Genomic DNA, 24,320 nt, shown 5'->3' with positions numbered 1-24,320 from the left:
ATGAACATCCACGAATATCAGGGCAAGCAATTGCTCAAGGGTTTCGGTGCTCCCGTCGCTGACGGCGTGCCGGTGTTCAAGATCGAGGAAGCGGAAGCAGCGGCCAAGGCGCTGCCGGGTCCGCTCTATGTCGTGAAGAGCCAGATCCACGCCGGCGGCCGCGGCAAGGGCAAGTTCAAGGAGCTTTCGCCCGACGCCAAGGGCGGCGTGCGCCTGGCCAAGTCGATCGAAGAGGTCGTGGCGTTTTCCAAGGAAATGCTCGGCAACACGCTGGTGACCAAGCAGACCGGTCCGGCCGGCAAGCAGGTCAACCGCCTCTATATCGAGGACGGCGCCGACATCGACCGCGAGCTGTACCTGTCGATCCTCGTCGATCGCTCCGTCGGCCGCGTTGCCTTCGTGGTTTCGACCGAAGGCGGCATGGACATCGAGGCGGTTGCGCACGACACGCCGGAAAAGATCATCACCGTTGCGATCGACCCGGAAAAGGGCGTGACGGCTGAGGACCTCAAGGCGCTGAATGGCGCGCTGAAGCTTTCGGGCGACGCGGCCAAGGACGGCGAGAGCCTGTTTCCGATCCTCTACAAGGCGTTTGTCGACAAGGACATGAGCCTGCTCGAGGTCAACCCGCTGATCGTCATGAAGGACGGCCGCCTGCGCGTGCTCGACGCCAAGGTGTCGTTCGACAACAACGCGCTGTTCCGCCACCCCGACGTGCTCGAGCTGCGCGACACCACCGAAGAAGACGCCAAGGAAATCGAGGCGTCGAAGTATGACCTCGCTTATGTCGCGCTCGACGGCAACATCGGCTGCATGGTCAACGGTGCCGGTCTCGCCATGGCGACGATGGACATCATCAAGCTCTACGGTGCCGAGCCCGCCAACTTCCTCGACGTTGGCGGCGGCGCTTCCAAGGAGAAGGTGACGGCGGCGTTCAAGATCATCACCGCCGATCCGGCCGTGAAGGGCATCCTGATCAACATCTTCGGCGGCATCATGAAGTGCGACATCATCGCCGAAGGCGTGATCGCGGCCGTCAAGGAAGTCGGGCTCAAGGTGCCGCTGGTGGTTCGCCTCGAAGGCACCAATGCGGAACTCGGCAAGAAGATCATCAACGAGAGCGGGCTGAACGTCGTTTCCGCCGACGACCTCGACGATGCGGCGAAGAAGATCGTCGCCGCGGTGAAGGGGTAACAACGAGCATGCTTCGGGCCGCGCAAATGTCGGTGCTGTCAGCCTTCGCGCTGACGTCGCCTTCGTTTGCGGGCGAGGCGACAGACGCGGCAGCCCTCTTTCGCGACATATGCATCGCGAGTGAGGGTGATCTGGTCGTTGCGAAGGAACGAGCGCAGGGGCGCGGCTTCGAATTCGATGGCAGCTATGGCCGAATTGCAGGATCGAAGGGATGGCCAATTGTCATGCTCACGCCTACAGGCGATGGCAACATGCATGACCGGTGCGCAGTCGCTGGCGAAACCGTCGCTGAAGGGGCGATTGCCGACGTTGCCTTGTCAAAGGGACTGGTTGAGGTTCCCAAGGAAAAGGCCGTGGGGCAGATCTCCGAGGGCTTGGTAGTCCGGACTTTCGTCAGCCGCGAATGTGCAGAGGCGTCTGAGTTTTTTGGCTCTTGCGAGCTGATTCAGTTCCTTGGCGACGAAAGACCAGAAGGGGCGTCATCAGCACCGTTCTTTCGCAAGTTCAACTACGTACCCAGCAGGAAACCGGTTAGCTGACGATTTTGAGCCAGCCTGATCGAACAAAATTCAAACTTACTCGTATAGAGGACTTTAGATGTCCATTCTCATCGACAAGAACACCAAGATCCTGGTGCAGGGCCTGACCGGCAACACCGGTTCGTTCCACACCGAGCAGGCTTTGGCCTATCACGGCACCAAGATGGTCGGCGGCATCCATCCCAAGAAGGGCGGCGAGAAGTGGGACGGCTCCGTGCCGCTGCCGATCTTCTCGACGGTTGCCGAGGGCAAGGAAAAGACCGGCGCCAACGCGTCGGTGGTCTACGTGCCGCCGGCGGGCGCTGCCGCCGCGATCATCGAGGCGATCGACGCCGAGATCCCGCTGATCGTGTGCATCACCGAAGGCATCCCGGTCTCCGACATGATCAAGGTCAAGGCGCGTCTCGACCGGTCGACCTCGCGCCTGATCGGCCCGAACTGCCCGGGTATCGTCACGCCCGACCAGTGCAAGATCGGCATCATGCCGGGCAACATCTTCCGCAAGGGTTCGGTGGGCGTTGTTTCGCGCTCCGGCACGCTTACCTATGAAGCAGTGTTCCAGACGACGAATGCCGGTCTCGGCCAGTCGACCGCCGTCGGCATCGGCGGCGACCCGGTCAAGGGCACGGAATTCATCGACATGCTCGAGATGTTCCTGGCCGACGACGAGACCAAGTCGATCATCATGATCGGCGAAATCGGCGGCTCGGCCGAAGAGGACGCAGCGCAGTTCCTCATCGACGAAGCCAAGCGCGGCCGCAGGAAGCCGATGGCCGGCTTCATCGCCGGGCGCACCGCACCGGAAGGACGCACCATGGGTCACGCAGGCGCCGTGATCTCGGGCGGCAAGGGCGGCGCGGAAGACAAGATCGCGGCAATGGAGGCAGCGGGCATCCGCGTGTCGCCGTCGCCGGCACGTCTCGGCACCACGCTGGTCGAGGCGATCAAGGGCTAAGGCCAAGTGAATAGGGAGTAGGGCAGTAAGGCAGCAGGGAATTCCAGATCATTGCCCTACTGCCTTACTGCCCTACTCCCTTCAAAACAGGAGAGGAGCCAGAGGCTCCGCAGGACAAAGATGGCACGATCAGATCAGGCCAACGACCAATTTTCCCTCACTTCGTTCCTCTATGGCGGCAATGCCGACTATATCGAGGCGCTGCACGCCGCCTATCTCGACGACCCTGAATCGGTCGATCCGGAGTGGCGCGACTTCTTTGGCGCGCTGAAGGACGACGCCGTCGACATCCGCAAGAACGCCAAGGGCGCCTCGTGGTCGACGCCGAGCTGGCCGCTGCAGGCCAATGGCGAACTGGTTTCCGCGCTCGACGGCAACTGGGGCATGGTCGAAAAGCTCATCGAAAAGAAGGTCAAGGACAAGGCTGTCGCCGTCGGCGCCACCCCGTCTCCGGCCGATGTGCTGCAGGCGACGCGCGACTCCGTCCGCGCCATCATGATGATCCGCGCCTATCGCATGCGCGGCCATCTGCACGCCAATCTCGACCCGCTCGGCATCGCCAAGCCGCTCGAAGACTATAACGAGCTGTCGCCCGAGGCCTATGGCTTCACCGCGGCCGACTACGACCGGCCGATCTTCATCGACCATGTGCTCGGGCTCGAATACGCGACCATCCGCGACATGCTCGAAATCCTGAAGCGCACCTATTGCTCGACGCTCGGCGTCGAGTTCATGCACATCTCCGATCCCGAGGAGAAGGCGTGGATCCAGGCTCGCATCGAGGGCCCGGACAAGGCGATCGAATTCACCCCCGTCGGCAAGAAGGCGATCTTGCAGAAGCTGATCGAGGCCGAAGGCTTCGAGCAATTCATCGACGTCAAGTACAAGGGCACCAAGCGTTTCGGCCTCGACGGCGGCGAAGCGCTTATCCCGGCACTCGAGCAGATCCTCAAGCGCGGTGGCGCGCTCGGCCTGCAGGAGGTCGTCTTCGGCATGGCCCACCGCGGCCGCCTCAACGTGCTGAGCCAGGTGATGGCCAAGCCGCACCGCGCCATCTTCCACGAGTTCAAGGGCGGCTCCTACGCGCCTGACGACGTCGAAGGCTCGGGCGACGTGAAGTACCACCTCGGCGCCTCCTCGGACCGCGAATTCGACGGCAACAAGGTGCACCTGTCGCTGACCGCCAACCCCTCGCATCTCGAGATCGTCGATCCCGTGGTGATGGGCAAGGCGCGCGCCAAGCAGGACCAGCTGTTCGGCCGTGCGCGTGGCGAGATCGTGCCGCAGGAAGAGCGCGCCAAGGTGATGCCGCTTCTGCTGCATGGCGATGCGGCATTTGCCGGCCAGGGCGTGATCGCCGAAATCCTCGGCCTGTCGGGCCTGCGTGGCCATCGCGTCGCCGGCACGCTGCATTTCATCATCAACAACCAGATCGGCTTCACGACGAACCCGCGCTTCTCGCGCTCGTCGCCGTACCCGTCGGACGTTGCCAAGATGATCGAAGCGCCGATCTTCCACGTCAACGGCGACGATCCGGAAGCGGTGGTGTTCGCGGCCAAGGTTGCGACCGAGTTCCGCATGAAGTTCCACAAGCCGGTGGTCGTGGACATGTTCTGCTACCGCCGCTTCGGCCACAATGAAGGCGATGAGCCTGCATTCACGCAGCCGATCATGTACCGCAACATCCGCACCCATAAGACCACGGTGCAGATCTATGCCGACAAGCTGATCGCGGAAGGCCAGATGGCCCAGGCCGAGCTCGACAAGATGCGCGCCGACTGGCGTGCGCATCTCGAAACCGAGTGGGAGATCGGACAGGCCTACAAGCCCAACAAGGCCGACTGGCTGGACGGCGCCTGGTCGGGCCTGCGCACGGCTGACAACCAGGACGAACAGCGTCGCGGCAAGACCGCGATGCCGGTCAAGACGCTGAAGGAAATCGGCAAGAAGCTGACCGAGGTGCCGGCCGATTTCGAGGCGCACAAGACGATCAGCCGTTTCCTCGAAACGCGCCGCAAGATGATCGAATCGGGCGAAGGCATCGACTGGTCGACGGCGGAAGCGCTGGCGTTCGGCTCGATCCTGCTCGATGGCAATCCGATCCGTCTTTCGGGCCAGGATTCCGAGCGCGGCACGTTCTCGCAGCGCCATTCGGTGCTGTACGACCAGAAGGACGAGACGCGCTACATTCCGCTCAACAACCTGTCGGCGGCGCAGGCCGGTTACGAGGTCATCAACTCGATGCTCTCGGAAGAAGCCGTGCTCGGCTTCGAATACGGCTACTCGCTGGCCGAGCCCAAGGCGCTGACGCTTTGGGAAGCGCAGTTCGGCGACTTCGCCAACGGCGCCCAGGTGGTGTTCGACCAGTTCATCTCGTCGGGCGAACGCAAGTGGCTGCGCATGTCGGGTCTCGTCTGCCTCTTGCCACACGGCTATGAGGGCCAGGGTCCGGAGCATTCGTCGGCGCGACTCGAACGCTTCCTGCAGCTCTGCGCCGAAGACAACATGCAGGTGGCCAACGTCACGACGCCGGCCAACTACTTCCACATCTTGCGCCGGCAGTTGAAGCGCGATTTCCGCAAGCCGCTGATCCTGATGACGCCGAAGTCGCTGCTGCGCCACAAGCGGGCGGTGTCTTCGCTGTCGGAGATCTCGGGCGAAAGCTCGTTCCACCGCCTGCTGTGGGACGACGCCCAGTATCTCGGCAACGAGCCGATCAAGCTGGTCAAGGATTCGAAGATCCGCCGCGTCGTGCTGTGCACCGGCAAGGTCTATTACGACCTCTATGAGGAGCGCGAGAAGCGCGGCATCGACGACATCTATTTGTTGCGCGTCGAGCAGCTCTATCCGTTCCCGGCCAAGGCGCTGATCACCGAACTCAGCCGTTTCCGCAACGCGGAGATGGTGTGGTGCCAGGAAGAGCCCAAGAACATGGGTGCGTGGTCGTTCATTGACCCGTATCTGGAATGGGTGCTCGCTCATATCGACGCCAAGCACCAGCGCGTACGCTACACCGGCCGTCCGGCTGCCGCCTCTCCGGCGACGGGCCTGATGTCCAAGCACCTGGCGCAACTCCAGGCCTTCCTCGACGACGCCCTCGGCGAATAAACAAAGAACGGACAGGCAAAAAATGGCTACCGAAATCCGTGTCCCTACCCTCGGCGAATCCGTGTCCGAGGCAACCATCGGCAAGTGGTTCAAGAAGGCTGGCGACGTGATCGTCGCCGACGAGCCCCTGGTTGAACTCGAGACCGACAAGGTCACCATCGAAGTACCGGCACCTTCCGCAGGCGTGCTGGTCGAGCTGACCGTCAAGGAAGGCGAGACCGTCGGCGTCGGCGCATTGCTCGGCACGATCGGTGCCGGCGACGGCGCCGTTGCTGCTGCAAAGCCCGCAGCTGTCGCCCAGGCGACGGCCTCGACCGTCAAGGAAGCCGTGGCGCAGACCGCCTCGGTTGCCGGCGCCCCGGCGATCGAAGAACGCAAGATGCCGCCGGCACCGGCTGCCGCCAAGCTGCTCGCCGAGACCAATTTGTCGGTCGACCAGGTCGCCGGCTCGGGCAAGCGCGGCCAGGTGCTGAAGGGCGACGTGCTCGACGCCATCACCAAGGGCATTTCCGCGCCAACGGCAGCTCCAGCTCCGATTGCCGCTCCGGCTGTCGCCCGCGTTCCGTCCAGTGTCGTCGATGCCCCGCGCGAAGAGCGCGTGCGCATGACCAAGCTGCGCCAGACCATCGCGCGTCGCCTCAAGGAAGCGCAGTCGACCGCTGCCATGCTGACCACCTTCAACGAGGTCGACATGAGCGCCGTGATGGCGCTGCGCACCAAGTACAAGGACATCTTCGAAAAGAAGCACGGCGTGAAGCTCGGCTTCATGGGCTTCTTCACCAAGGCGGTGACGCATGCGCTGAAGGAAATCCCGGCCGTCAACGCCGAGATCGATGGCACCGACATCATCTACAAGAACTTCGCCCATGTCGGCGTTGCCGTTGGCACCGAAAAGGGCCTGGTGGTTCCGGTCGTGCGCGATGCCGACCAGATGTCGATCGCCGAGATCGAGAAGGAAATCGGCCGCCTCGGCCTCGCCGCGCGCGACGGCAAGCTGTCGGTCGCCGACATGCAGGGCGGCACCTTCACCATCTCCAATGGTGGTGTCTACGGTTCGCTGATGTCGACGCCGATCCTGAATGCGCCGCAGTCGGGCATCCTGGGCATGCACAAGATCCAGGACCGTCCGGTCGTGGTCGGCGGCCAGATCGTCATCCGCCCGATGATGTATCTCGCGCTGTCCTACGATCACCGCATCGTCGACGGCAAGGAAGCCGTGACCTTCCTGGTCCGCGTCAAGGACAGCCTGGAAGATCCGGAGCGTCTGGTTCTCGATCTCTGATCCAACCGAGGAAAGGTGCCCGGGCTACCGGGCACCTGCTCTGGTCGGCCAAGGTCTAGAGCCTCAAAATGCGAGGGGCGATGGAAGCCGCGGCAGCGTCGACTGAAATCTGGGTCCTGGGCTGGAGTGTCGTGCTGCTGATCGTGCACATCCTTGTGCAGGCGTTGTCGCTCGACCTGTCAGGCGATCTCAGCATCAAATACCTGCTCAGCCCGCGTGACGAGGGCCGCATCTCGAAAGGCCTGGTAGCCGGACGGCTGCTGCGGTCGCTCAATAACATGCTGGAGACCTATCCCGCCTTCATCGGCCTTGCGCTAGCGTTGGCGGTGACGGGCAAGACCGGCGAGCTGGGTGCCATCGGCGCCATTACCTGGATCCTGGCGCGTGTGGCCTATGCCGTGCTTTATGTCGCCGGCGTTCCCATTTTACGCACCATCGTCTGGTTCGTTTCGATCATCGGGCTGGTCCTGATGGTCGTGCGCCTGATGACGTAACATCGCCGCCTGAAGAAACCGAAACGAGACGGTCGCATGGCTTTTGAACCAGACATTCCCGCAATCCAGGTGCATCTGTGCGTCAAGGACGGCAAGCAGGCTATCGCCTTTTATGAAAAGGCGTTCGATGCGGTCGAGACTTTCGAGCAGATGGCCGATGACGGGGTGCGCGTGCTGCATGCCAACCTTGCCATGTTCGGCAGCGAAGTGATGCTGCATGACGAGTTTCCCGAGTTTGGCGGCGATGTCTTGTCGCCGCTGACGCGCGGCGGCGCCAGCATGACGGTCAACATCAACATGAAGCTGCCTGGCGAGGTCGATCAAATCGTCGAGCGCGCCGTCGCGGCCGGCGCCAAGATCACCATGCAGCCCGACGACATGTTCTGGGGCGCCCGCTACGCCAAGATCCAGGACCCGTTCGGCCATGTCTGGGCTTTCAATGCGCCTTTGGGCAACGTGTCGGTGGGGAGTGACAAGGCATGACGCAATATGCATTCGAATTTGCCGGCCTGCTGGCCGTGTTTTCGGTGCTGATGGTCGTGCCGGGCGCCGACTTCGTGATGGTGGTGCGCCAGAGCGTTGTGCATGGCCGCCGCGCCGCGATCATCACCAGCTTCGGCATCGGCGTGTCACTGCTGTTCCACGTCAGCTACACGATCCTGGGCATCGGGCTGATCGTGTCGAAGTCGCTGCTGCTGTTTTCGCTGATCAAGTGGGCGGGTGCCGCATACCTGCTCTATCTCGGTGTCATGGCGCTGCGCGCCGGGCCGATGGAGCTGGCACCTGTCGACGTGCAGGATGGCGGCGAGGCCAAGAAGATCTCGGCCATGCGCTGCTTCCTGACGGGGTTCGTGACCAACGCGCTCAACCCCAAGGCGGTGCTGTTTTTCCTGCCGCTGTTCACGGCGATGGTCAGCCACGAGACACCGGCCGCTGTGAAGGGCGTCTATGGCCTGCTGATGGCCGTGGTGCTGATCACCTGGTTCGTCGGCGTGTCGATGTTCTTCACCATGGCCTCGGTGCGCGAGCGCTTCGTTGCCTGGGGCCGCTGGTTCAACAAGGCAACCGGCATGATCTTCATCGGGCTTGGCGTGAAGCTCGCCACGGTGCAGGCCGGCTGATGCGAATTGAGGCGCTGATCGCGGTGGTTGCGGTGCTGTCGGCGACGACGGCCGAAGCGGCGTGCCCGATCGAACTTGCCGTCTATGGCGACCGTGATGGTGCCGCCGAGATCGACTTCCGGCCGACGCTGGAATCGGCAACCGTGACCAACAGCTTCAAGATGGTGCTGGACAATTCCGTCGTGCTCGACGGCGTGGTGATGTGGTCGCAGGACGTGGCGCGGCCGAACGGCATGCTGATGCACCAATGCCCCGAGGGCGACGTGACCGGCGAGGAGATCGAGGCCTGCACGGTGTGGCAGGGCGTGGTCTACAGCGTCGACGAGCAGGGCAATGTCGGGCTGCTTCCACGTGAGCGCATCGCGGCGGCAGCACCGAAGAAGCTGATCTTCTCCGACCTGGGCCACGGGCTCAGGACATCCGCCGCCTATGGTCCCCAAGGCTTTTCCAAAGTGCCGTGGGACGTGTTCGAGCTGAAGGGGTGCCAGGAATGAGCGCTCAGGGAAAAGTTCTTCTGGTGACCGGCGGCAGCCGTGGCATTGGCGCCGCCATCTGCCGGCTGGCGGCCAGGGCCGGTTATCGCGTGGCGTTCAGCTACGTGTCGAACGATGCCGCGGCCAAGACGCTGGTGGCGGAACTGAAGGTATCAGGTGGCGCGGCGATTGCCATCAAGGGCGATGTCGGCAACGAGGCCGATGTGCTTGCCATGTTCGCCGAGGTCGACCGCGCCTATGGCCGGCTCGACGCCTTCGTCAACAATGCCGGCGTTGTCGACATGAAAGCGCGGGTCGACGAGATGAGTGTTGCGCGGCTCGAGCGCATGATGCGCATCAATGTCGTGGGTTCGATCCTGTGCGCCCGCGAGGCGGTGAAGCGCATGTCGACCCTGCATGGCGGCAAGGGTGGCGCCATCGTCAACATCTCTTCGGCGGCCGCGACGCTCGGTTCGCCCGGCGAATATGTCGACTATGCCGCCTCCAAGGGCGCGATCGACACTTTCACCATCGGACTTGCCAAGGAAGTTGCGACCGAGGGCGTGCGGGTGAATGCGGTGCGGCCCGGCATCATCGACACCGAAATCCACGCCTCCGGCGGCCAGCCGGACCGGATCTCCGCCATTCGCGGCCTCGTGCCGATGAAGCGCGAAGGCAAGGCTGAAGAAGTTGCCCATGCCGTCATCTGGCTTTTGTCGGCCGAGGCATCATATACGACGGGCTCGATTTTGAACGTGAGCGGCGGCCGCTGAGCGCGCGCCCCAGGAGAAGGACAGGACAATGGCATATGACGTCGTCGTAATCGGATCGGGCCCAGGCGGCTATGTGTGCGCCATCAAGGCAGCGCAGCTCGGATTGAAGGTCGCCGTGGTCGAGAAGAACGCGACCTTCGGCGGCACCTGCCTTAACATCGGCTGCATTCCCTCCAAGGCGCTGCTTCATGCGTCCGAAATGCTGGCCGAGGCGCAGCATTCGTTCGACGCGCTCGGCGTCGAGGTCGGCACGCCGAAGATGAACCTGAAGAAGATGATGGCGCACAAGGACGCGACGGTTGCCGCCAACGTCAACGGCGTGTCGTTCCTGTTCAAGAAGAACAAGATCGACAGCTTCCAGGGCACCGGCAAGGTGCTCGGCGCCGGCAAGGTCGGCGTCGTGGGCGCGGATGGCAAGACGCAGGAAATCGAGTCCAAGAACATTGTCATCGCCACCGGCTCGGACGTTGCCGGCATTCCGGGAGTCGACGTCGCCTTCGACGAGAAGGTGATCATCTCGTCGACCGGCGGCCTGTCGCTGGAGAAGGTGCCGGGCCACCTGGTGGTTGTCGGCGGCGGCGTCATCGGCCTCGAGCTTGGCTCGGTGTGGGCGCGCCTCGGCGCCAAGGTGACCGTCGTCGAGTATCTCGACACCATCCTGGGCGGCATGGATGGCGACGTCGCCAAGCAGTTCCAGCGCATGCTGGCCAAGCAAGGCTTCGAGTTCAAGCTCGGCTCCAAGGTGACGGGCGTCGCCAAGGCCAAGAAGGGCGCGACAGTGACCTTCGAGCCGGTGAAGGGCGGTGCCGCCGAGACCATCGAGGCTGACGTCGTTTTGGTCGCCACCGGCCGCAGGCCCTACACTGACGGCCTCGGCCTCAAGGAAGCTGGCGTCGAGATGGACGAGCGCGGCCGGGTCAAAACCGACGGCCACCTGCGCACCAACGTTGCCGGTATCTATGCCATCGGCGACGTCGTCGTCGGTCCGATGCTGGCGCACAAGGCCGAGGACGAGGGCGTGGCGGTTGCCGAGATCATCGCCGGCCAGGCCGGACATGTGAATTACGACGTCATCCCCGGCGTGGTCTACACCAGCCCCGAGGTCGCTTCGGTCGGCAAGACCGAGGAAGAGCTCAAGAAGGCCGGCATCGCCTACAAGGCCGGCAAGTTCCCGTTCACGGCCAACGGGCGGGCACGCGCCATGCTGCACACCGACGGCTTCGTCAAGGTTCTGGCCGACAAGGACAGCGACAAGGTGCTGGGCGTGCACATCGTCGGCTTCGGCGCCGGCGAGATGATCCACGAGGCGGCGGTGCTGATGGAGTTCGGCGGTTCGTCGGAAGACCTCGGCCGCACCTGCCATGCGCACCCGACGATGTCGGAAGCGGTGAAGGAAGCAGCACTCGCCACCTTCTTCAAGCCGATCCACATGTGAGCAAGCGGATCGTTTCGATCCGCTTTTCGCTTCGAACCAAAGTGAAACGGCCCGCTCGATGAGCGGGCCGTTTGCTTTTCAGCTGTCGCCGTTAGCCGCCGGAAGGTGCCGGTGCCGGGGCCGTGGTGCCGCCGCCCGAAGGCGCGGGTTCGGCCGGAGCCGGAGTGGCGGGTGCGGGCTCAGCCGGAGCTGGTGCGGGCGCGGGCTCGGCAGGTGCAGGCGCCATCGTACCCGAAGGTGCCGGGGCAGGCTCGGCCGGAGCGGGTGCCGGGGCCGGTTCTGTTGCTGCCGGCGGTTCTGCCGGTGCCGGGGCTTCCGCGGTCCTGGGACCGAAGATGTAGTAGGCCACCGCTGCGAGCAGCACGACGATGATGGCTATCAGCCACGTGCTGCCCATGCTCGACTGGCCGGCTGGGCGTCCTGGATCTGGATTGTTCACCATTGAGATCTCCCTCAGCTGCGCTCCGCAATCATTGCGTGAACATCGCAATCAACGCGCGAAGGGCGTTTCGGTTTCACATTGACGTGAAATTTTCGAAACGAACGTCCAGCGGCGGCGTTTCGCCACGCCGCCAAGGCCAAGAAAGAGGAATAGGCTCGGCAAGGTTGCAACGAGCCGAGGCCAAGAACATGCCCGTGGTGCCTGTCGTTTCCAATGCCGAGCAAATTCTGCCGGGCGCGAGTTTCACCGACAGATTCGCCGTGGTGGTCAGTGGTGAACGCCTCGACGTGGGGACCGCGGCCGAACGGGTGTTCCGTCATCGGCCGAGCTGGATCGGCGCCCTGATGGCGCTGCGCAACCTTTTGGTCAGGCCGTTCGGGCTGAAGACGCGCGACGAAGACCTTGCGCCGGAGCTGGAGCGGAAGGGAATGTTCCCGGTGCTGAGCCAGTCGGAGCGGCAGATGGTGCTCGGGCTGGACGACCGCCATCTCGATTTCCGCCTGCTTGTCGAACTGAAGGAACTTGGCGGGGGCCGGCAGGAGGTGAGCGCAACGACGCTGGTCAGGCCGCACAATATGCTGGGGCGGGCCTATCTCTGCGCCGTGATGCCGTTCCACAAGATCATCGTGCCGGCGATGCTGGCGCGGGCCGCCAAGCCGTAGATGCAGTCAGCGGTCGGCCACTGTCACGGTGTAGCCGGCCTTGCGGAACAGCTCTACCAGCCCGGCGGGGCCGGGCAGGTGCAGCGCGCCGACGGCCATGAAGGCGTCGCCGGCACCAACGAGCGCTTCGGCACGCTCGACCATGGTCTTGTTGCGCGTCGTCACCATCGCTTCTTCAAAGGCGGCGTAGCTCGATTCGTCGCCCGCGGCACTGGGCAGCGCATTGCGGAACAGCGGCCAGAACATGCCGGTGTCGCCGCGCTGGTAGAGCACCACCATCGTTTCGATGACGTCGTCCATGCGGTCGCCGAGCTTGAGGGTTTCGACAAGACCCTTGATGTGGAATTCGAGCGGCAGCGAAGCCATGGCCGAGAGCTGGTCGGCAGCGCTTTCGAGGCCCTTGACCTCCTTGCCTGCAGCCTTGGCCTGCTGTGCAAGCAGGATGTCGAGCACCGGTGCGCCGCCCGACTTGCGGGCGAGTTCGCAGGCCGGCAGTGCGACCATCGCCGACAGCATCCACGGCTTCATCTTGGTGACGCTGGCAGGTGGGATGCCGCGCGCTTCGAGCGCGGCGTTGACGACCTTGGCGTCTTCCGGCGACAGCAGCGATGGCAGCGTGGTGGCATCGGTGAACATCATCAGTTCGGGCTGCTTCATCAGGCTGGCGACCATCGCCTGCTGGTCGAGCACATCGGTGGTTTCGATGACCAGTGTGTGCGAACCGTCGAAAGCCTTTTGCGCCGCGGGTTGAAGGCTGGTGACGCGCGGGTCGGTGACATGCATGGTGCCGTAAAGCCAGAACGGCTTCTGGCCGGCCTTCTCCAGTTTCCACAACAGGCCCTGGCCGTTGAGTGTGTTCTTGGCCTCGGCCTCGATCTTGCCGAGCAGCGTGGGATCGCTCTTTTGCAGTTCGGCCAGCATGTCGGAGCCGGTGCACACAGGCGCTTCTGCATGCGCCTTGGAGGCGAGCAGGAAGGCGGCAGCGAAAAACAGGATGAAGAACAGCACGTTGAGCGCTGCAAGCAGCTTCAGCGACAATAGCGAGGCGCGATCGGCAAAGGCAACGAGACGTGTCATGGCCTTGGTGTAGCGGCCAAAAGCGGCAAAACGGTTAATGCCGTGGTGACAATTGTCGGGTCGCAGATGCTAGGCGCGCGGGTGAGCCGCCTCGTAGATCTCGAGCAGCCGCGCGGTGTCGACGCCGGTGTAGATCTGGGTCGTCGACAGGCTGGCGTGGCCGAGCAATTCCTGGATGGTGCGCAGGTCGCCGCCACGCCCAAGCAGGTGGGTGGCGAAGGAATGGCGCAGGGCGTGCGGCGTCGCCGTGTCGGGCAGGTTCAGGACCGAACGCATCTTGCGCATCTCGCGCTGGATGATCGCCGGGTCGAGCTGGCCGCCGCGGGCGCCGCGAAACAAGGCGCCTTTGGCGTCGAGATGGTAGGGACAGAGCTTGCGGTATTCGGCGACTGCGGCGAGCGCCACCGGCAGGACTGGCACCAGGCGGGTCTTGCCGCCCTTGCCCGAAATGCGCAGTACGGTGTCACCTGGCGACGCCAGTTCCGCGCCGGACAGGTTGAGCGCTTCGGAAATGCGCAGGCCCGAGCCGTAGAGCAGGGTCAGGACGGCGGCGTTGCGCGCGGCGATCCATGGCTCTTCGGCGAGCTGCTCGCCCGCCGAGACGACACGCTTGGCATCGACAGCTGTGAGCGGCTTGGGCAGCGACTTCGGCTGTTTTGGCGCCCTGAGCGCTGACGAGCCGGCGGCATTGACCAGGCCCTGGCGTTCGAGAAAGCGCAGCAGCGAGCGCACGCCGGCAAGGCCGCGTCCCAGCGTGCGGGCACCGGCGCCGTCGGCGCGGCGCGAAGCAAGGAAGCCACGCAGATCGGCGGGGCGCAGGTCACGTATGTCCGAAATGCCGGGCGGACCGCCGTTATGGCCGGTGAGGAACTGCAGGAACTGGCGCGTGTCGCGCTCATAGGCATCCACCGTCGACGCAGAGAGGCGACGCTCGCCGGCAAGCGACTTCAGCCAGCCCTCGCGGGCCGACTGCAGGTCGGGTTTTGCGGCGATGAGGAATTCCTGCATTGGCAGCGGGTGTCCGATTGGAATATGGCAGTGTTGAACGAGTGAAGTTAGCAAGCAGTGAAGCAGGCGATGGCCAAACCCCAAAATCCTATCCAGATGGCCGTGATCGGCGCCGCCCACGGCATCAAGGGCGAATTGCGCGTCAAGACCTTTACCGGCGACCCGCTGGCGCTGGCCGACTACGGCCCGCTTTACGCCAAGGACGGGCGCGCCTTCGAGATCGCCGCGATCCGGCCGGCCAACGAGGTTGTTGTGGTGCGCTTCAAGGGTGTTGCCGACCGCAACGCGGCCGAGGCGCTGACGGGGACCGAGCTGTTCGTCGACCGCTCGGCGCTGCCCGACGATGGCGACGAGGGCGAGTTCTATCACGCCGATCTCGTCGGCCTTGCGGTGCGTGACGAAAATGGCGAGCCGGTCGGCAAGGTGTTTGCCGTGCAGAATTTCGGCGGCGGCGACATATTGGAAATCCAGTACCAGGGGCGCAAGGGCGTGCTGATCCCGTTCACGCAGGCCGCGGTGCCGGTTGTCGATGTACCAGGTGGCTTCGTCGGCATCGACACGGTCGCGGCCGGGCTTGTCGAGAACGAAGACGACGATGACGCGCCCTCCGACGGCGAATTCGACACGCGTCCGCGCGGACCGAAGGATGCCGGGGGCAATCGCTGATGTTCCGCGCAACCGTGCTCACGCTCTATCCGGAGATGTTTCCGGGCGCGCTGGGAGTATCCCTGGCGGGACGGGCGATGGAGCGCGGCGACTGGGCGCTGGAGGCGGTGCAGATTCGCGACTTTGCCACCGACAAGCACCGCACCGTCGATGACACGCCGGCAGGCGGCGGCGCCGGCATGGTGATGCGCGCCGACATTTTGGCGAAGGCGATCGACAATGCTTCGCCCGAGGGCGATACGCGCCCGCGCATCCTGATGAGCCCGCGCGGCAAGCCGCTGACGCAGGAGCGTGTGCGCGAGCTGGCGGCAGGCCCGGGCGCGGTGATCTTGTGCGGGCGTTTCGAAGGCGTCGACCAGCGCGTCATCGATACGCGCGAGCTGGAAGAGATTTCCGTCGGCGACTTCATCCTGTCGGGCGGCGAGCCGGCAGCACTGGTGTTGCTCGATGCCGTCGTCAGGCTTCTGCCCGGGGTGATGGGCAACGAGGTGTCGGGCGAGGAAGAGAGTTTTGAAGGCGGGTTGCTGGAGCACCCGCACTACACGCGGCCGCAGGAGTTCGAGGGTCTCGCTATCCCCGAAGTTCTGACCTCGGGCAACCACGGCAAGATCGCCAAATGGCGTCGGACCGAAGCGGAGAAGCTGACCCAGGCGCGGCGGCCGGATTTGATGCGCGGCATATCCGACACCTATGTCGGTCACATTCACTCACGAGTGAGTTTGACCGTCCGTGGCGACTTTGATCCCAAGGAGATCACATCACTGCTCGGTTGTGAGCCTAAGGTAGCTTGGAAGAAAGGTGAGAACGTCAGGATTTCGGAAAAGCTCACGCCGACCAAAAGTAAGACCGGTCACTGGCACATCTCGGTAGAAGCAGCCGAAGACATCGAGCATGCTATCGTCGCTCTTTTTGATAAGCTGCTCCCTGATGTCGACTGGCTTGCACTTGCCGATAGATGCACTGTGCAGGTCTCATGTGGCCTTTGGCTTTCCGGCTACAACCAAGGTTTCAACCTTGGCAAGGAAACGCTGAAGTTGCTGTCACAGCGAAGAATATCGATCGACTTTGATATCTATCATGACGAGCTGTTGGCATGATCATGCCGCTCAACTTTTGGTGAAATAGTAAAACGCCAAAAACAGCCCAACCGCGACGACCAGCGCGCGGACGATGGCTTGCGGCCCGCGGCGCGCGGTCCAGACGCCGGCATAACCGCCGAGGGCTACGCCCGGCACCATGATCGCGGCATGGGTCCAGGCGACGACGCCGCCGGAAGCGAAGATGACGATGGCGACGGCTGCGATGACGATCGACAGCAGGTTCTTCAGCGCGTTGAGGCGGTGGTAGTCGCCGCCTTCGGTGAGGCCGAGGGTGGCCAGCATCATCACGCCCATGCCGGCGCCGAAGAAGCCGCCATAGATCGAGGTGAAGAGCTGGACGAGGCGCCCGGCGAGCGAGGCCGGCGCGTCCGGGGCGCGTTCGGCCAGCTTTTTGGGGCGCAGCCAGGGACTGGCGGCGAAGAGGGCTGTCGCAGCCAGCAGCAGCCAGGGGACGAGGGCGCCGAAGGCGACGTTGTCGAGCGAAAGCAGGATCAGCGCGCCGGCCAGCGCGCCCAACGCCGAGATGACGGCGAAGGCGATGGCGCCGCGCCACATCAGCCTGATGTCGTCGATGTAAGCCCAGGTCGAGGTGATGTAGCCGGGGAACTGGGCGATGGAGGAGGTGGCGTTGGCCGAGATCGGCGGGACGCCGAGCATGGTCATGGCGCCGAAGGTCAGGAAGGTGCCGCCCCCGGCAATGGCGTTGACGACGCCCGACAGGAAGCCTGCGAGAAAAAGAATGCCGGCTGTGAGGAGGGACACGATGGCTGCCTGCCTTGCTGGTACGTTAGTCTGGTCTGTAGGAAGCCCGAACGAACGATGCAAGCCATGGCTTGCCGTTGCCCGCCATGTGGTCCAAGGTCTTGTCGGCAGCATGGAAAGTCCTGCCAGCAAGCCGTGGCCGTAAAAAAGAAGCGGCAAAGGCGTGACAAATGGCCGAAATAGCGGTATGTGCCCGCCCGAACCGGAAGAATAATCGACCGGACCCGTCAACAGTGACGGTGTAGTCGCCCCTGCCAGAAGACCCGCGAGGGAAGAAGGCATAACCGAGCGGTCATTTGAACTGCAAGGCGAGCGTTGGGCGCTCTGGCTGTCGGAAGAACAAGAAGTGGATTTTTGAGATGGATATCATCCGCCAGCTCGAGGCCGAACAGGCCGCCAAGATCGAAGCCAAGCGCACCCTGCCTGAATTCCAGCCCGGTGACACCGTGCGTGTCCAGGTGCGCGTCACCGAAGGCACGCGTACCCGCGTCCAGGCCTATGAAGGCGTCGTGATCGCCCGCGCCGGCTCGGGCTTCCAGGAAAACTTCACCGTCCGCAAGATCTCCTATGGCGAAGGCGTGGAACGCGTGTTCCCGGTCTACTCGCCGATGATCGAGGGCGTCGAGATCGTCCGTCGCGGCAAGGTGCGTCGCGCCAAGCTGTACTACCTGCGCGATCGTCGCGGTAAGTCGGCTCGTATCGTCGAGAACACCGGCGTGCGCGCCCGCAAGCTGAACGACGCCGAGCGCGCTGCGCTGGTCGCCGAGAAGGCCCGTATCGAAGCCGAGAAGGTTGCCGCAGCCCAGGCGCTGGCCGCCGAGAAGGCCGCCCAGGAAGCCGCCGAGAAGAAGGCAGCAGCCGAGGCCGCCAAGGCAGCTGAAGCAGCCGCTGAGACTGCAGCCGAGTAATTTCTGGCACACTGGTTTTCGAAAGGGCGGCTTCGGCCGCCCTTTTGCGTTTTGGGGGAGGGTTTTCATGCGGGATTTCGTCGTTCGCAAGCTGGTGCCGGGCGAGGGCGCTGCCTATCGCAGGCTGCGGCTTGCGGCACTTGAAAACGCGCCGCTCGCTTTCAGCTCGAGCCCGGAAGACGAGGCGCATCTGGGCGATGCCGATTTCGAGGCGCGGATAAGCCTGGCAGAGCCCGATGCGGTGTTTGGCGTGTTTGGCGGCGCCGAACTCGTCGGCGTGGCGACGTTCATTGCTGAAAAGCGGCGCAAGACGCGGCACAAGGGCGCGATGTATGGCGTTTATGTCGATCCCGAATGGCGTGGCACGGGTGCCGCCCAAGCGCTGGTGCGGCAGGTCATCGACCACGCCAGCGAGCATGGCCTTGCGGTGCATGCCCATGTGATCGCCGACAATGCGCCGGCCCTCAGGCTTTATCTCAGTCTCGGCTTCGTCAGCTATGGCGTGGAGCCGAGAGCGCTGCTGGTCGACGGGGTGTTTTACGATGAGCAGCTGCTGATCTACCAGCGGGGCGGCTGACGCCCGAGTTTGTTTCGCAAACGCGCCAAAAGCGAAACAGATACAGTGCATTCAGCTGTGCTGGCGCATCGTCCATGCTTGCAAGCACGCTTGGGACGGCTAAAGTCTGGCGCAAATCGACCGGCGCCGCCGGTCTTGTGTTTTCGGGGAACGCATCATGTCGAATTTCAAACTGTCGCTGGCCGGCGCGCTGGCTGTCGTGCTTCTGCCCTTTGCCGCCATGGCCCAGAGCCTGCCGGATCTCGGCGGCAAGTCGGTCGTCGTGGTGACCGAGAACGCCTATCCGCCATTGCAGTTCATCGACCCCAAGACCGGCAAGCAGATCGGCTGGGAATATGACGCCATGGATGAGATCGCCAAGCGGCTGAACTTCAAGATCGAGTACCAGAACACCAGCTGGGACGCGATGATCCAGGCGGTCTCGGACGGCCAGTATCAGGTCGGCATGACCGGCATCACCATCAAGGACGAGCGCAAGGAGAAGGTCGACTTCTCCGATCCCTACATGCGTTCGCAGCAGTTCATGCTGGTGCGCGCCGACGAGAGCCGCTTCACTGACGCCAAGAGCTTCGGTGCACTCAAGGACGGCCTGATCGCGGCGCAGCCGGGTACCTCGCCCTTCTACACCGCCGTCTACGAGATCCTCGACGGCAACGAGCAGAACCCGCGCATCAAGCTTTTCGAGACGTTCGGCGCCACCGTGCAGGCGCTCAAGGCCGGCGACGTCGACCTGGTGCTGACCGACAGCGTTGCCGCGCAAGGCTATGTCGACGCCTCTGAAGGCAAGCTCAAGGTGGTGGGCGAGCCGCTGGGCAGCGAGGATTTCGGCTTCATCTTCAAGAAGGGCTCGGACCTCGTCGACCCGATCAACGCGGCGATCGCTGCGCTGAAGGCGGACGGCACCTTCGACAAGCTGAACAAGAAGTGGTTCCTCGACTACAAGATGGGCCAGTAGCCTGGGATACTCTTCGGTGTCCGTGCTCCACGTTGCCCCGCTCTGGGCTGCCGCCCATCTCCCCCACAAGGGGGGAGATCAGGCCGGCCGCTCGGTTTTCGCGCGACAGATGCCAGCCGCAGCATGAGCCCCCGGGTCAAGAAGGACGATTTTCCGTGGTGGCTGGTGGCCGCCGTGGCGATCGGGGTTGTTTCGGCGGTGACGATCGCGGCCAGCGACGTCTACGGCCAGATCCTGTCGACGCTGGCCAAAGGGCTTTGGGTGACGCTTTTCGTCACCATCGTCGCCTTCGCCATGGCGTCGGCACTCGGCCTGTTCATCGCACTGCTCGGGCTGTCGAATTCAAAAGTGCTGCGCCAGGTCTCGCGCTTCTATGTCGAGATCATTCGCGGGCTGCCGATCCTGGTACTGCTGTTCTGGATCGCCTTCGTCGGCGCGCCGGCCTTCGTCGTGGCATGGAACTGGGCAACCATCCCGTTGCAGTCCGCCGGACTGGTCGAGCCGATGCAGGTGCGCGACTTCTCGCTGCTGTGGCGGGCGATCATCGCCTTGATGATCGCCTATTCGTCCTTCATCGCCGAGATCTTCCGGGCCGGCATCCAGGCCGTCGACGTCGGCCAGATCGAGGCGGCGAAGGCGCTGGGGCTTTCCCGCACCCAGCGGTTCCGACTTATCGTCTGGCCGCAGGCGTTCAGGACCATCCTGCCGCCCTACAGCAACGACTTCATCGCCATGGTGAAGGATTCCTCGCTGGTCTCGGTGCTCGGCGTCGCCGACATCACCCAGATGGCCAAGGTCTATGCCTCGGGCTCGTTCCGCTTCTTCGAGACCTATTCCATCGTGGCCTATGTCTACCTGATCCTGACGCTGGGGCTGTCGCTGGTCCTGCGCGCGCTGGAGAGGCGACTGCGCAGGGACTTCACGCCATGACCCACGACGCCGGCAAGACCGCCCTCGACATGGTCTATGCGGCGGAGACGGAAACGGAGCTGGCCGACGCCTATGCGGCATGGGCGGCGGCCTATGACAGCGAGACGGCGGCACTTGGCTACCTGCTGCCCTTCCTGATCGCGGCCTGGGTGGCGCGACATGTGCCCAAGGGAGAAGGGCCACTGCTCGACGCCGGTTGCGGCACCGGGCTTTCGGGACCTTCGCTCAAGGCGCTCGGTTATGACGACCTCACTGGCCTCGACCTGTCGCAGGAGATGCTCGACATCGCCGGGAGCCGCCAGTGTTATGGCGAGCTGAAACTGGCAGCGCTTGGCGGGCCGCTGCCGTGGCCGGACGGGCATTTCCGCGCATTCCTGTCGACCGGCGTGTTCACGTCAGGGCATGCACCGGCATCGAGCCTCGATGAATTGGTGCGGGTCACCGCCAGTGGCGGCCATGCCATATTCACCGTGCGAGACACCGTGCTGGAGGCAGGCGGCTTCCAGGAGAAGTTCGCCGCGCTCGAGGCGGCAGGCAAATGGCTGCCGGTAGAGGCAAGCCCGCCTTTCCGTGCCTTTGCGGTCGGCGAACCGGATGTGCTGGTGAAGGCCTACATATTCAGGGTTGTCTGATATGTCGCGCGTCATTCGGCCTCTGCGACCGGATGGACGATTGCGGATGGCCCGGTCGCGGACAAATCTCGCGCCATGGAAACCATTCGCAAGACCCTCGCCGATCCACTTTCCCGCCTGCGCCTCGCGGGCCTGTTCGAAGGCAGCACGCTGCTCTTCCTCGTGCTGGTCGCCGTGCCGATGAAACATCTGGCCGGTTATCCCGCGATCGTCAGCGCGGCCGGGCCGGTCCACGGCCTCGCCTTCGTGTTCTACGTCGTTTGCCTGGTCGACAATTTTTCCGGCGGCGGCTGGTCGCCCAGGGAGATGCTGCGCACCGGCCTTGCCTGCCTTGTGCCTTTCGGCACCTTCATCAACGATCGCTACCTCGTCGCCAGGGCGGCCAACCAGACGGCCGGCCTATGAGCTATCTCGTCATCAAGTCGCTGCATGTCGTGGCGATGGTGGTCTGGCTGTCGGGCATGATCTTCGTGCCGCTGACATTGTCGCGCATGGCGGTAGCCGGCGGCATCGATGCCAAGCAGGCGACCCTGCTGCGGGCGGGATTTGCAACCTTGGCGACGCCAGCGATGCTGGCGACGTGGGGGCTCGGCCTCTACCTCGCTTATGACGTCGGCTTCTTCGGCGATGCCTGGCTGCATGCCAAGCTTGCGCTCGTGATGGCGATGTCGGGGCTGCACGGCGTGCTGTCGGGCCAGTTGCGGCAGCTCGCCGGCGCCAGGCTGGCCAAGCCGGCGGCCATCGTGCTGAAGCTGCATTGGCTGGTTGGCCTGCTGTTGCTCGGCACCGTCGGACTGGTGATCGTCAAGCCGTTTTGAACGGGCCGTTTGAACGGGCCTTTCTGATTAGGGCTCGTTCCGAGCGAGCCGATGCAGCGTTGCGGCACGCTTTCAGGCTGGCGCGGCGGAACCAGCCTTGCCATGGCGCGTTGGGGGCCGAACCAGAATGAGGGCCTCATGGAACAACTCGTCGAAGAATTCGGCCATCCGACCTACACCTCGTTTCCCGTCATCGTTGCCCGGCTGCTTTTGGCGACGATCTTCGGCGCGGTGATCGGCTTCGAACGTGAATGGCGCAACCGGCCGGCGGGGTTGAGAACCCATGTGCTGGTGTGCGTGGCTGCCGCGACCTTCGGCATCCTGACCATCGAGATCGTGCATGCGCCGATGTTTGCGGCCGACGGCATGAAGGAGATGGTCAAGGTCGATCCGATCCGCGCCGTCGAGGCGGTGACTGCTGGCGTCGCGTTCCTCGCCGCGGGCACTATCCTGTTTGCGCGCGGCGAGGTTCAGGGACTGACCACAGGTGCGGGCATGTGGCTGGCCGGCGCCATCGGACTCGCCGCCGGGCTCGGCTTCTGGCAGATCGCCGGCTTCGGCACCTTCATGGTGCTTGTCGTTCTCGGGCTGATGCACTCGATCGAGGTGAAGTTCGACCTGAGCGAAGACAAGCGCGACGAAAAGCCGGTGCCGCGCAAGGCAGAGGCCAAGGGCAAGCGCGCTTAGCGTTGTCCCGGCGCCGGACGGAAAACCGCTTCGCACTTTTTGTCGAATTTGCTTAGCGACAACGATCAGCCATCCGTATCGGACGCCGGTCGTGCCGGCACGTCGTCGCGTACCTTTTCGAACAGCAGTCGCAGTGCCTGGCGCAGCGTTTCCATTTCCTCCGCGCTGGTGAGTTCGGCCCAGCGCTCGTCGACCTTGCGGCCGGTGGCGGATGCGATCGGCCGTACGGCCTTGCCGCGCCCGGTGAGGAAGACGAGGCGGCCGCGGCGATCGTTGGGATCGGGCCGGCGCTCGACATAACCAAGCTTCTCCAGCTCCTCGACCGCCTGGGTCATGGTCTGCTTGCGCACATGGGCAAGCTTGGTGAGTTCGCTGACCTGGATGCCTTCGGCCGGGGTGAAGGTGAAGACATTGGCATGGGGTGGCCGGATGTCGCCGAAGCCGGCGGCGTCGAGCGCATTGTCGACGGCCTGTGTCCAATGCTGGTGGACGAGGCGCAGCAGAAGGCCGAGCGGCGGATTTTCCGGAATTGTTTCTTTCAAGGTAGACAGTCACCTGACTAGTTGATATTAGACAGGTACCTTACTATCTGACGGGCGGGAAGGAAAGCCAGATGCCGGAAATCAGCGTACTCGACTCCACAATCTCCTATGTCGAACTTGGCCATGGTGCCCCGTTCGTATTCCTGCACGGCAATCCGACATCGTCCTATCTGTGGCGCAACGTGCTGCCCGGTATCGGCGGCGAGGTGCGTTGCCTTGCGCCCGACCTGATCGGCATGGGCAGTTCGGGCAAGCCTGACATCGCCTACACGTTCGCCGACCACGCCCGCTATCTCGACGCCTGGTTCGAGGCGATGGGGCTGGATGAGGTGGTGCTCGTCGGTCACGACTGGGGCGGGGCGCTGGCCTTCGACTGGCGGCACGCCATCCCGGGCGGGTGCGCGGCTTGGCCGTGATGGAAACGATCGTGCGACCGATGACATGGGCCGATTTCCCCGACAGCGCCAGGCCGCGCTACGAGACGCTGCGCGGGGCTGGTACCGGCGAGACCAAGGTGCTGGACGAGAACTTCTTCATCGAGTTCGCCCTGCGCGCGACGGTGCTCAAGGGGCTGGGCGACGACGACCTCGACGTCTACCGCAAGCCCTATCCGACCCGCGAAAGCCGGCGGCCGCTGCTCGCATGGCCGCGCGCCATGCCGATCGAAGGCGAGCCGGCCGACGTCATCGCCCGGATCGAGGCCTATGACCGGTGGCTGGCCGGGAGCGGGGAGGTGCCCAAGCTGCTTTTGACGTTCGATGGTTCGGCGGAGACACTGATGATTGGCGCTGAGATGGCTGACTGGTGCGCCCAGAACATCGCCGGCCTGGAAATTGAGAACTGCGGTCCGGCGCGCCATGCGGCGCCGGAGGATCAGCCAGAGGCGATTGCAACAGCCATTTCAAGCTGGGCGGACAGGCATGGGCTGCGCGGGAGTGTCCCGGCGCTGGCGCGAATGGCCTAGGCTTTTGTCCAGCCCGGCGGCGACTGCGCCGCCGGCGCCTGGGCCAGTTGGAGCTTGCGATTGCCGGAACGTCAAAAGATTGGTATTGAGCCGCTTATGGAAGAGCTCTTTGGAGATCCGGCCTACAAGGGTTTCGTGCTGCAGGACCACAAGCGCCTGCCGTCGCGTTTCTTTGCCCGGATTTCAGGCGCGTTGACCAGCCGACTTATCTAGTCG

Annotated in this window: 27 protein-coding genes and 3 pseudogenes; 25 read left to right on the top strand and 5 right to left on the bottom strand. The window is 63.9% G+C overall.

Annotated features, from left to right (window positions below):
* The 11 genes and pseudogenes from sucC to lpdA all read left to right on the top strand — a co-directional run.
* A complete protein-coding gene (gene sucC / locus J1C56_RS25460; protein WP_214392793.1) occupies positions 1-1,194 on the top strand; it encodes an ADP-forming succinate--CoA ligase subunit beta in 1,194 nt (397 codons plus the stop codon).
* 26 nt (positions 1,195-1,220) lie between these two features.
* Positions 1,221-1,733, top strand: coding sequence for a hypothetical protein (locus J1C56_RS25455; RefSeq protein ID WP_214392792.1), 513 nt, complete (start codon positions 1,221-1,223; stop codon positions 1,731-1,733).
* Between the two features lie 58 nt (positions 1,734-1,791).
* Positions 1,792-2,688 carry a succinate--CoA ligase subunit alpha gene (gene sucD / locus J1C56_RS25450; protein WP_214392791.1) on the top strand — a complete coding sequence of 299 codons (897 nt, stop codon included), beginning with the start codon at positions 1,792-1,794 and terminating at the stop codon, positions 2,686-2,688.
* A gap of 120 nt (positions 2,689-2,808) precedes the next feature.
* The gene (locus tag J1C56_RS25445) at positions 2,809-5,796 is read left to right on the top strand and encodes a 2-oxoglutarate dehydrogenase E1 component (protein WP_214392790.1); all 2,988 of its coding nucleotides are present in this window, start codon (positions 2,809-2,811) and stop codon (positions 5,794-5,796) included.
* A 22-nt stretch (positions 5,797-5,818) separates the two neighbouring features.
* Positions 5,819-7,078: a 2-oxoglutarate dehydrogenase complex dihydrolipoyllysine-residue succinyltransferase gene (gene odhB, locus J1C56_RS25440; RefSeq protein WP_214392789.1), complete on the top strand. Its 1,260-nt coding sequence runs from the start codon at positions 5,819-5,821 to the stop codon at positions 7,076-7,078.
* 80 nt (positions 7,079-7,158) lie between these two features.
* Positions 7,159-7,572: an MAPEG family protein gene (locus tag J1C56_RS25435; protein WP_214392788.1), complete on the top strand. Its 414-nt coding sequence runs from the start codon at positions 7,159-7,161 to the stop codon at positions 7,570-7,572.
* Between the two features lie 36 nt (positions 7,573-7,608).
* Positions 7,609-8,055, top strand: a complete 447-nt coding sequence (locus tag J1C56_RS25430) for a VOC family protein (protein WP_214392787.1) — start codon at positions 7,609-7,611, stop codon at positions 8,053-8,055.
* Positions 8,052-8,693: a LysE family transporter gene (locus J1C56_RS25425; protein ID WP_214392786.1), complete on the top strand. Its 642-nt coding sequence runs from the start codon at positions 8,052-8,054 to the stop codon at positions 8,691-8,693. Before J1C56_RS25430 ends, J1C56_RS25425 begins: the two co-directional genes overlap by 4 nt.
* Entirely contained in the window at positions 8,693-9,187 is a 495-nt protein-coding gene (locus tag J1C56_RS25420; RefSeq protein ID WP_214392785.1) for a hypothetical protein, read from the top strand. The genes J1C56_RS25425 and J1C56_RS25420 overlap by 1 nt, the downstream gene beginning before the upstream one ends.
* Positions 9,184-9,939 (top strand): SDR family oxidoreductase, encoded by a 756-nt coding sequence (locus J1C56_RS25415; RefSeq protein ID WP_214392784.1) that lies wholly within the window; start codon positions 9,184-9,186, stop codon positions 9,937-9,939. Before J1C56_RS25420 ends, J1C56_RS25415 begins: the two co-directional genes overlap by 4 nt.
* 10 nt (positions 9,940-9,949) lie before the next feature.
* A pseudogene (gene lpdA, locus J1C56_RS25410) lies at positions 9,950-11,374 on the top strand (dihydrolipoyl dehydrogenase); the annotation flags it as partial.
* A gap of 91 nt (positions 11,375-11,465) precedes the next feature.
* Here lpdA and J1C56_RS25405 read toward each other — a convergent pair.
* Complete coding sequence (locus J1C56_RS25405) at positions 11,466-11,816, bottom strand: hypothetical protein (RefSeq protein WP_214392782.1); 351 nt, start codon at positions 11,814-11,816, stop codon at positions 11,466-11,468.
* Between the two features lie 188 nt (positions 11,817-12,004).
* Between J1C56_RS25405 and J1C56_RS25400 the strand changes: the two genes are divergently transcribed.
* A complete protein-coding gene (locus J1C56_RS25400) occupies positions 12,005-12,478 on the top strand; it encodes a DUF2867 domain-containing protein (RefSeq protein ID WP_214392781.1) in 474 nt (157 codons plus the stop codon).
* 6 nt (positions 12,479-12,484) lie between these two features.
* Here J1C56_RS25400 and J1C56_RS25395 read toward each other — a convergent pair whose 3' ends face one another.
* Both J1C56_RS25395 and J1C56_RS25390 read right to left on the bottom strand, forming a co-directional pair.
* Complete coding sequence (locus tag J1C56_RS25395; RefSeq protein ID WP_214392780.1) at positions 12,485-13,555, bottom strand: TraB/GumN family protein; 1,071 nt, start codon at positions 13,553-13,555, stop codon at positions 12,485-12,487.
* A 69-nt stretch (positions 13,556-13,624) separates the two neighbouring features.
* Positions 13,625-14,563 carry a tyrosine recombinase XerC gene (locus tag J1C56_RS25390; protein WP_214392779.1) on the bottom strand — a complete coding sequence of 313 codons (939 nt, stop codon included), beginning with the start codon at positions 14,561-14,563 and terminating at the stop codon, positions 13,625-13,627.
* Positions 14,564-14,632: 69 nt separating this feature from the next.
* On the opposite strand from J1C56_RS25390, the gene rimM reads away from it, so the two are divergent.
* The 3 genes and pseudogenes from rimM to J1C56_RS33070 all read left to right on the top strand — a co-directional run bounded on the left by rimM (position 14,633) and on the right by J1C56_RS33070 (position 16,326).
* Positions 14,633-15,229, top strand: a complete 597-nt coding sequence (gene rimM / locus J1C56_RS25385; RefSeq protein ID WP_214392778.1) for a ribosome maturation factor RimM — start codon at positions 14,633-14,635, stop codon at positions 15,227-15,229.
* Positions 15,226-15,900, top strand: a pseudogene (gene trmD, locus J1C56_RS25380) (tRNA (guanosine(37)-N1)-methyltransferase TrmD); the annotation flags it as partial. The gene rimM and the pseudogene trmD, both read left to right, overlap by 4 nt.
* A complete protein-coding gene (locus tag J1C56_RS33070; RefSeq protein ID WP_246591960.1) occupies positions 15,898-16,326 on the top strand; it encodes a DUF4279 domain-containing protein in 429 nt (142 codons plus the stop codon). The pseudogene trmD and the gene J1C56_RS33070, both read left to right, overlap by 3 nt.
* Positions 16,327-16,335: 9 nt before the next feature.
* Here the strand turns inward: J1C56_RS33070 and J1C56_RS25375 are convergent, their stop codons facing one another.
* On the bottom strand, positions 16,336-17,091 hold the full coding sequence (locus J1C56_RS25375; protein WP_214392777.1) for a sulfite exporter TauE/SafE family protein: 756 nt from the start codon (positions 17,089-17,091) through the stop codon (positions 16,336-16,338).
* Positions 17,092-17,450: 359 nt separating this feature from the next.
* Here J1C56_RS25375 and rplS point away from each other — a divergent pair, with 359 nt between their 5' ends.
* From rplS to J1C56_RS25335, 8 genes are all read left to right on the top strand, one after another.
* The gene (gene rplS / locus J1C56_RS25370) at positions 17,451-17,999 is read left to right on the top strand and encodes a 50S ribosomal protein L19 (RefSeq protein ID WP_115730189.1); all 549 of its coding nucleotides are present in this window, start codon (positions 17,451-17,453) and stop codon (positions 17,997-17,999) included.
* 67 nt (positions 18,000-18,066) lie between these two features.
* On the top strand, positions 18,067-18,576 hold the full coding sequence (locus J1C56_RS25365; RefSeq protein ID WP_214392776.1) for a GNAT family N-acetyltransferase: 510 nt from the start codon (positions 18,067-18,069) through the stop codon (positions 18,574-18,576).
* 157 nt (positions 18,577-18,733) lie between these two features.
* A complete protein-coding gene (locus J1C56_RS25360; RefSeq protein ID WP_214392775.1) occupies positions 18,734-19,531 on the top strand; it encodes a basic amino acid ABC transporter substrate-binding protein in 798 nt (265 codons plus the stop codon).
* A gap of 123 nt (positions 19,532-19,654) precedes the next feature.
* Positions 19,655-20,461, top strand: coding sequence for an amino acid ABC transporter permease (locus J1C56_RS25355; RefSeq protein ID WP_214392774.1), 807 nt, complete (start codon positions 19,655-19,657; stop codon positions 20,459-20,461).
* On the top strand, positions 20,458-21,093 hold the full coding sequence (locus tag J1C56_RS25350) for a class I SAM-dependent DNA methyltransferase (protein WP_214392773.1): 636 nt from the start codon (positions 20,458-20,460) through the stop codon (positions 21,091-21,093). The genes J1C56_RS25355 and J1C56_RS25350 overlap by 4 nt, the downstream gene beginning before the upstream one ends.
* A 75-nt stretch (positions 21,094-21,168) precedes the next feature.
* A complete protein-coding gene (locus tag J1C56_RS25345; RefSeq protein WP_214392772.1) occupies positions 21,169-21,498 on the top strand; it encodes a DUF3817 domain-containing protein in 330 nt (109 codons plus the stop codon).
* Positions 21,495-21,911 carry a CopD family protein gene (locus J1C56_RS25340; RefSeq protein WP_214392771.1) on the top strand — a complete coding sequence of 139 codons (417 nt, stop codon included), beginning with the start codon at positions 21,495-21,497 and terminating at the stop codon, positions 21,909-21,911. The genes J1C56_RS25345 and J1C56_RS25340 overlap by 4 nt, the downstream gene beginning before the upstream one ends.
* Positions 21,912-22,049: 138 nt before the next feature.
* Entirely contained in the window at positions 22,050-22,598 is a 549-nt protein-coding gene (locus J1C56_RS25335) for an MgtC/SapB family protein (protein WP_214392770.1), read from the top strand.
* Between the two features lie 65 nt (positions 22,599-22,663).
* On the opposite strand, the gene J1C56_RS25330 is transcribed toward J1C56_RS25335, so the two are convergent.
* Positions 22,664-23,140 (bottom strand): MarR family winged helix-turn-helix transcriptional regulator, encoded by a 477-nt coding sequence (locus J1C56_RS25330; protein ID WP_246591942.1) that lies wholly within the window; start codon positions 23,138-23,140, stop codon positions 22,664-22,666.
* 71 nt (positions 23,141-23,211) lie between these two features.
* Between J1C56_RS25330 and J1C56_RS25325 the strand changes: the two are divergent.
* Together J1C56_RS25325 and J1C56_RS25320 are read left to right on the top strand one after the other, a co-directional pair.
* A pseudogene (locus tag J1C56_RS25325) lies at positions 23,212-24,104 on the top strand (haloalkane dehalogenase).
* Between the two features lie 60 nt (positions 24,105-24,164).
* The gene (locus J1C56_RS25320; protein ID WP_214392946.1) at positions 24,165-24,317 is read left to right on the top strand and encodes a hypothetical protein; all 153 of its coding nucleotides are present in this window, start codon (positions 24,165-24,167) and stop codon (positions 24,315-24,317) included.
* The last annotated feature ends 3 nt before the right edge of the window (positions 24,318-24,320 follow it).

Origin of the sequence: Aminobacter anthyllidis (genome assembly GCF_018555685.1) — a bacterium.
In the GTDB taxonomy this organism is placed as follows: domain Bacteria; phylum Pseudomonadota; class Alphaproteobacteria; order Rhizobiales; family Rhizobiaceae; genus Aminobacter; species Aminobacter anthyllidis.
Note: the sequence above shows the minus strand (reverse complement) of the source record. Positions and strands in the feature narration are given on the sequence as shown.

Excerpts from the sequence above, each read along its gene's own strand:
- J1C56_RS25425 (WP_214392786.1), top strand. The coding sequence starts at position 8,052 with ATGACGCAATATGCATTCGAATTTGCCGGCCTGCTGGCCGTGTTTTCG.
- J1C56_RS25340 (WP_214392771.1), top strand. The coding sequence starts at position 21,495 with ATGAGCTATCTCGTCATCAAGTCGCTGCATGTCGTGGCGATGGTGGTC.
- J1C56_RS25430 (WP_214392787.1), top strand. The coding sequence starts at position 7,609 with ATGGCTTTTGAACCAGACATTCCCGCAATCCAGGTGCATCTGTGCGTC.
- J1C56_RS25345 (WP_214392772.1), top strand. The coding sequence starts at position 21,169 with ATGGAAACCATTCGCAAGACCCTCGCCGATCCACTTTCCCGCCTGCGC.
- J1C56_RS25365 (WP_214392776.1), top strand. The coding sequence starts at position 18,067 with ATGCGGGATTTCGTCGTTCGCAAGCTGGTGCCGGGCGAGGGCGCTGCC.
- J1C56_RS25455 (WP_214392792.1), top strand. The coding sequence starts at position 1,221 with ATGTCGGTGCTGTCAGCCTTCGCGCTGACGTCGCCTTCGTTTGCGGGC.
- J1C56_RS25420 (WP_214392785.1), top strand. The coding sequence starts at position 8,693 with ATGCGAATTGAGGCGCTGATCGCGGTGGTTGCGGTGCTGTCGGCGACG.
- J1C56_RS25355 (WP_214392774.1), top strand. The coding sequence starts at position 19,655 with ATGAGCCCCCGGGTCAAGAAGGACGATTTTCCGTGGTGGCTGGTGGCC.
- J1C56_RS33070 (WP_246591960.1), top strand. The coding sequence starts at position 15,898 with ATGCGCGGCATATCCGACACCTATGTCGGTCACATTCACTCACGAGTG.
- J1C56_RS25395 (WP_214392780.1), bottom strand. The coding sequence starts at position 13,555 with ATGACACGTCTCGTTGCCTTTGCCGATCGCGCCTCGCTATTGTCGCTG.
- J1C56_RS25335 (WP_214392770.1), top strand. The coding sequence starts at position 22,050 with ATGGAACAACTCGTCGAAGAATTCGGCCATCCGACCTACACCTCGTTT.
- J1C56_RS25360 (WP_214392775.1), top strand. The coding sequence starts at position 18,734 with ATGTCGAATTTCAAACTGTCGCTGGCCGGCGCGCTGGCTGTCGTGCTT.
- J1C56_RS25400 (WP_214392781.1), top strand. The coding sequence starts at position 12,005 with ATGCCCGTGGTGCCTGTCGTTTCCAATGCCGAGCAAATTCTGCCGGGC.
- rimM (WP_214392778.1), top strand. The coding sequence starts at position 14,633 with ATGGCCAAACCCCAAAATCCTATCCAGATGGCCGTGATCGGCGCCGCC.
- odhB (WP_214392789.1), top strand. The coding sequence starts at position 5,819 with ATGGCTACCGAAATCCGTGTCCCTACCCTCGGCGAATCCGTGTCCGAG.
- J1C56_RS25415 (WP_214392784.1), top strand. The coding sequence starts at position 9,184 with ATGAGCGCTCAGGGAAAAGTTCTTCTGGTGACCGGCGGCAGCCGTGGC.
- J1C56_RS25405 (WP_214392782.1), bottom strand. The coding sequence starts at position 11,816 with ATGGTGAACAATCCAGATCCAGGACGCCCAGCCGGCCAGTCGAGCATG.
- sucC (WP_214392793.1), top strand. The coding sequence starts at position 1 with ATGAACATCCACGAATATCAGGGCAAGCAATTGCTCAAGGGTTTCGGT.
- sucD (WP_214392791.1), top strand. The coding sequence starts at position 1,792 with ATGTCCATTCTCATCGACAAGAACACCAAGATCCTGGTGCAGGGCCTG.
- rplS (WP_115730189.1), top strand. The coding sequence starts at position 17,451 with ATGGATATCATCCGCCAGCTCGAGGCCGAACAGGCCGCCAAGATCGAA.
- J1C56_RS25445 (WP_214392790.1), top strand. The coding sequence starts at position 2,809 with ATGGCACGATCAGATCAGGCCAACGACCAATTTTCCCTCACTTCGTTC.
- J1C56_RS25350 (WP_214392773.1), top strand. The coding sequence starts at position 20,458 with ATGACCCACGACGCCGGCAAGACCGCCCTCGACATGGTCTATGCGGCG.
- J1C56_RS25435 (WP_214392788.1), top strand. The coding sequence starts at position 7,159 with ATGGAAGCCGCGGCAGCGTCGACTGAAATCTGGGTCCTGGGCTGGAGT.
- J1C56_RS25390 (WP_214392779.1), bottom strand. The coding sequence starts at position 14,563 with ATGCAGGAATTCCTCATCGCCGCAAAACCCGACCTGCAGTCGGCCCGC.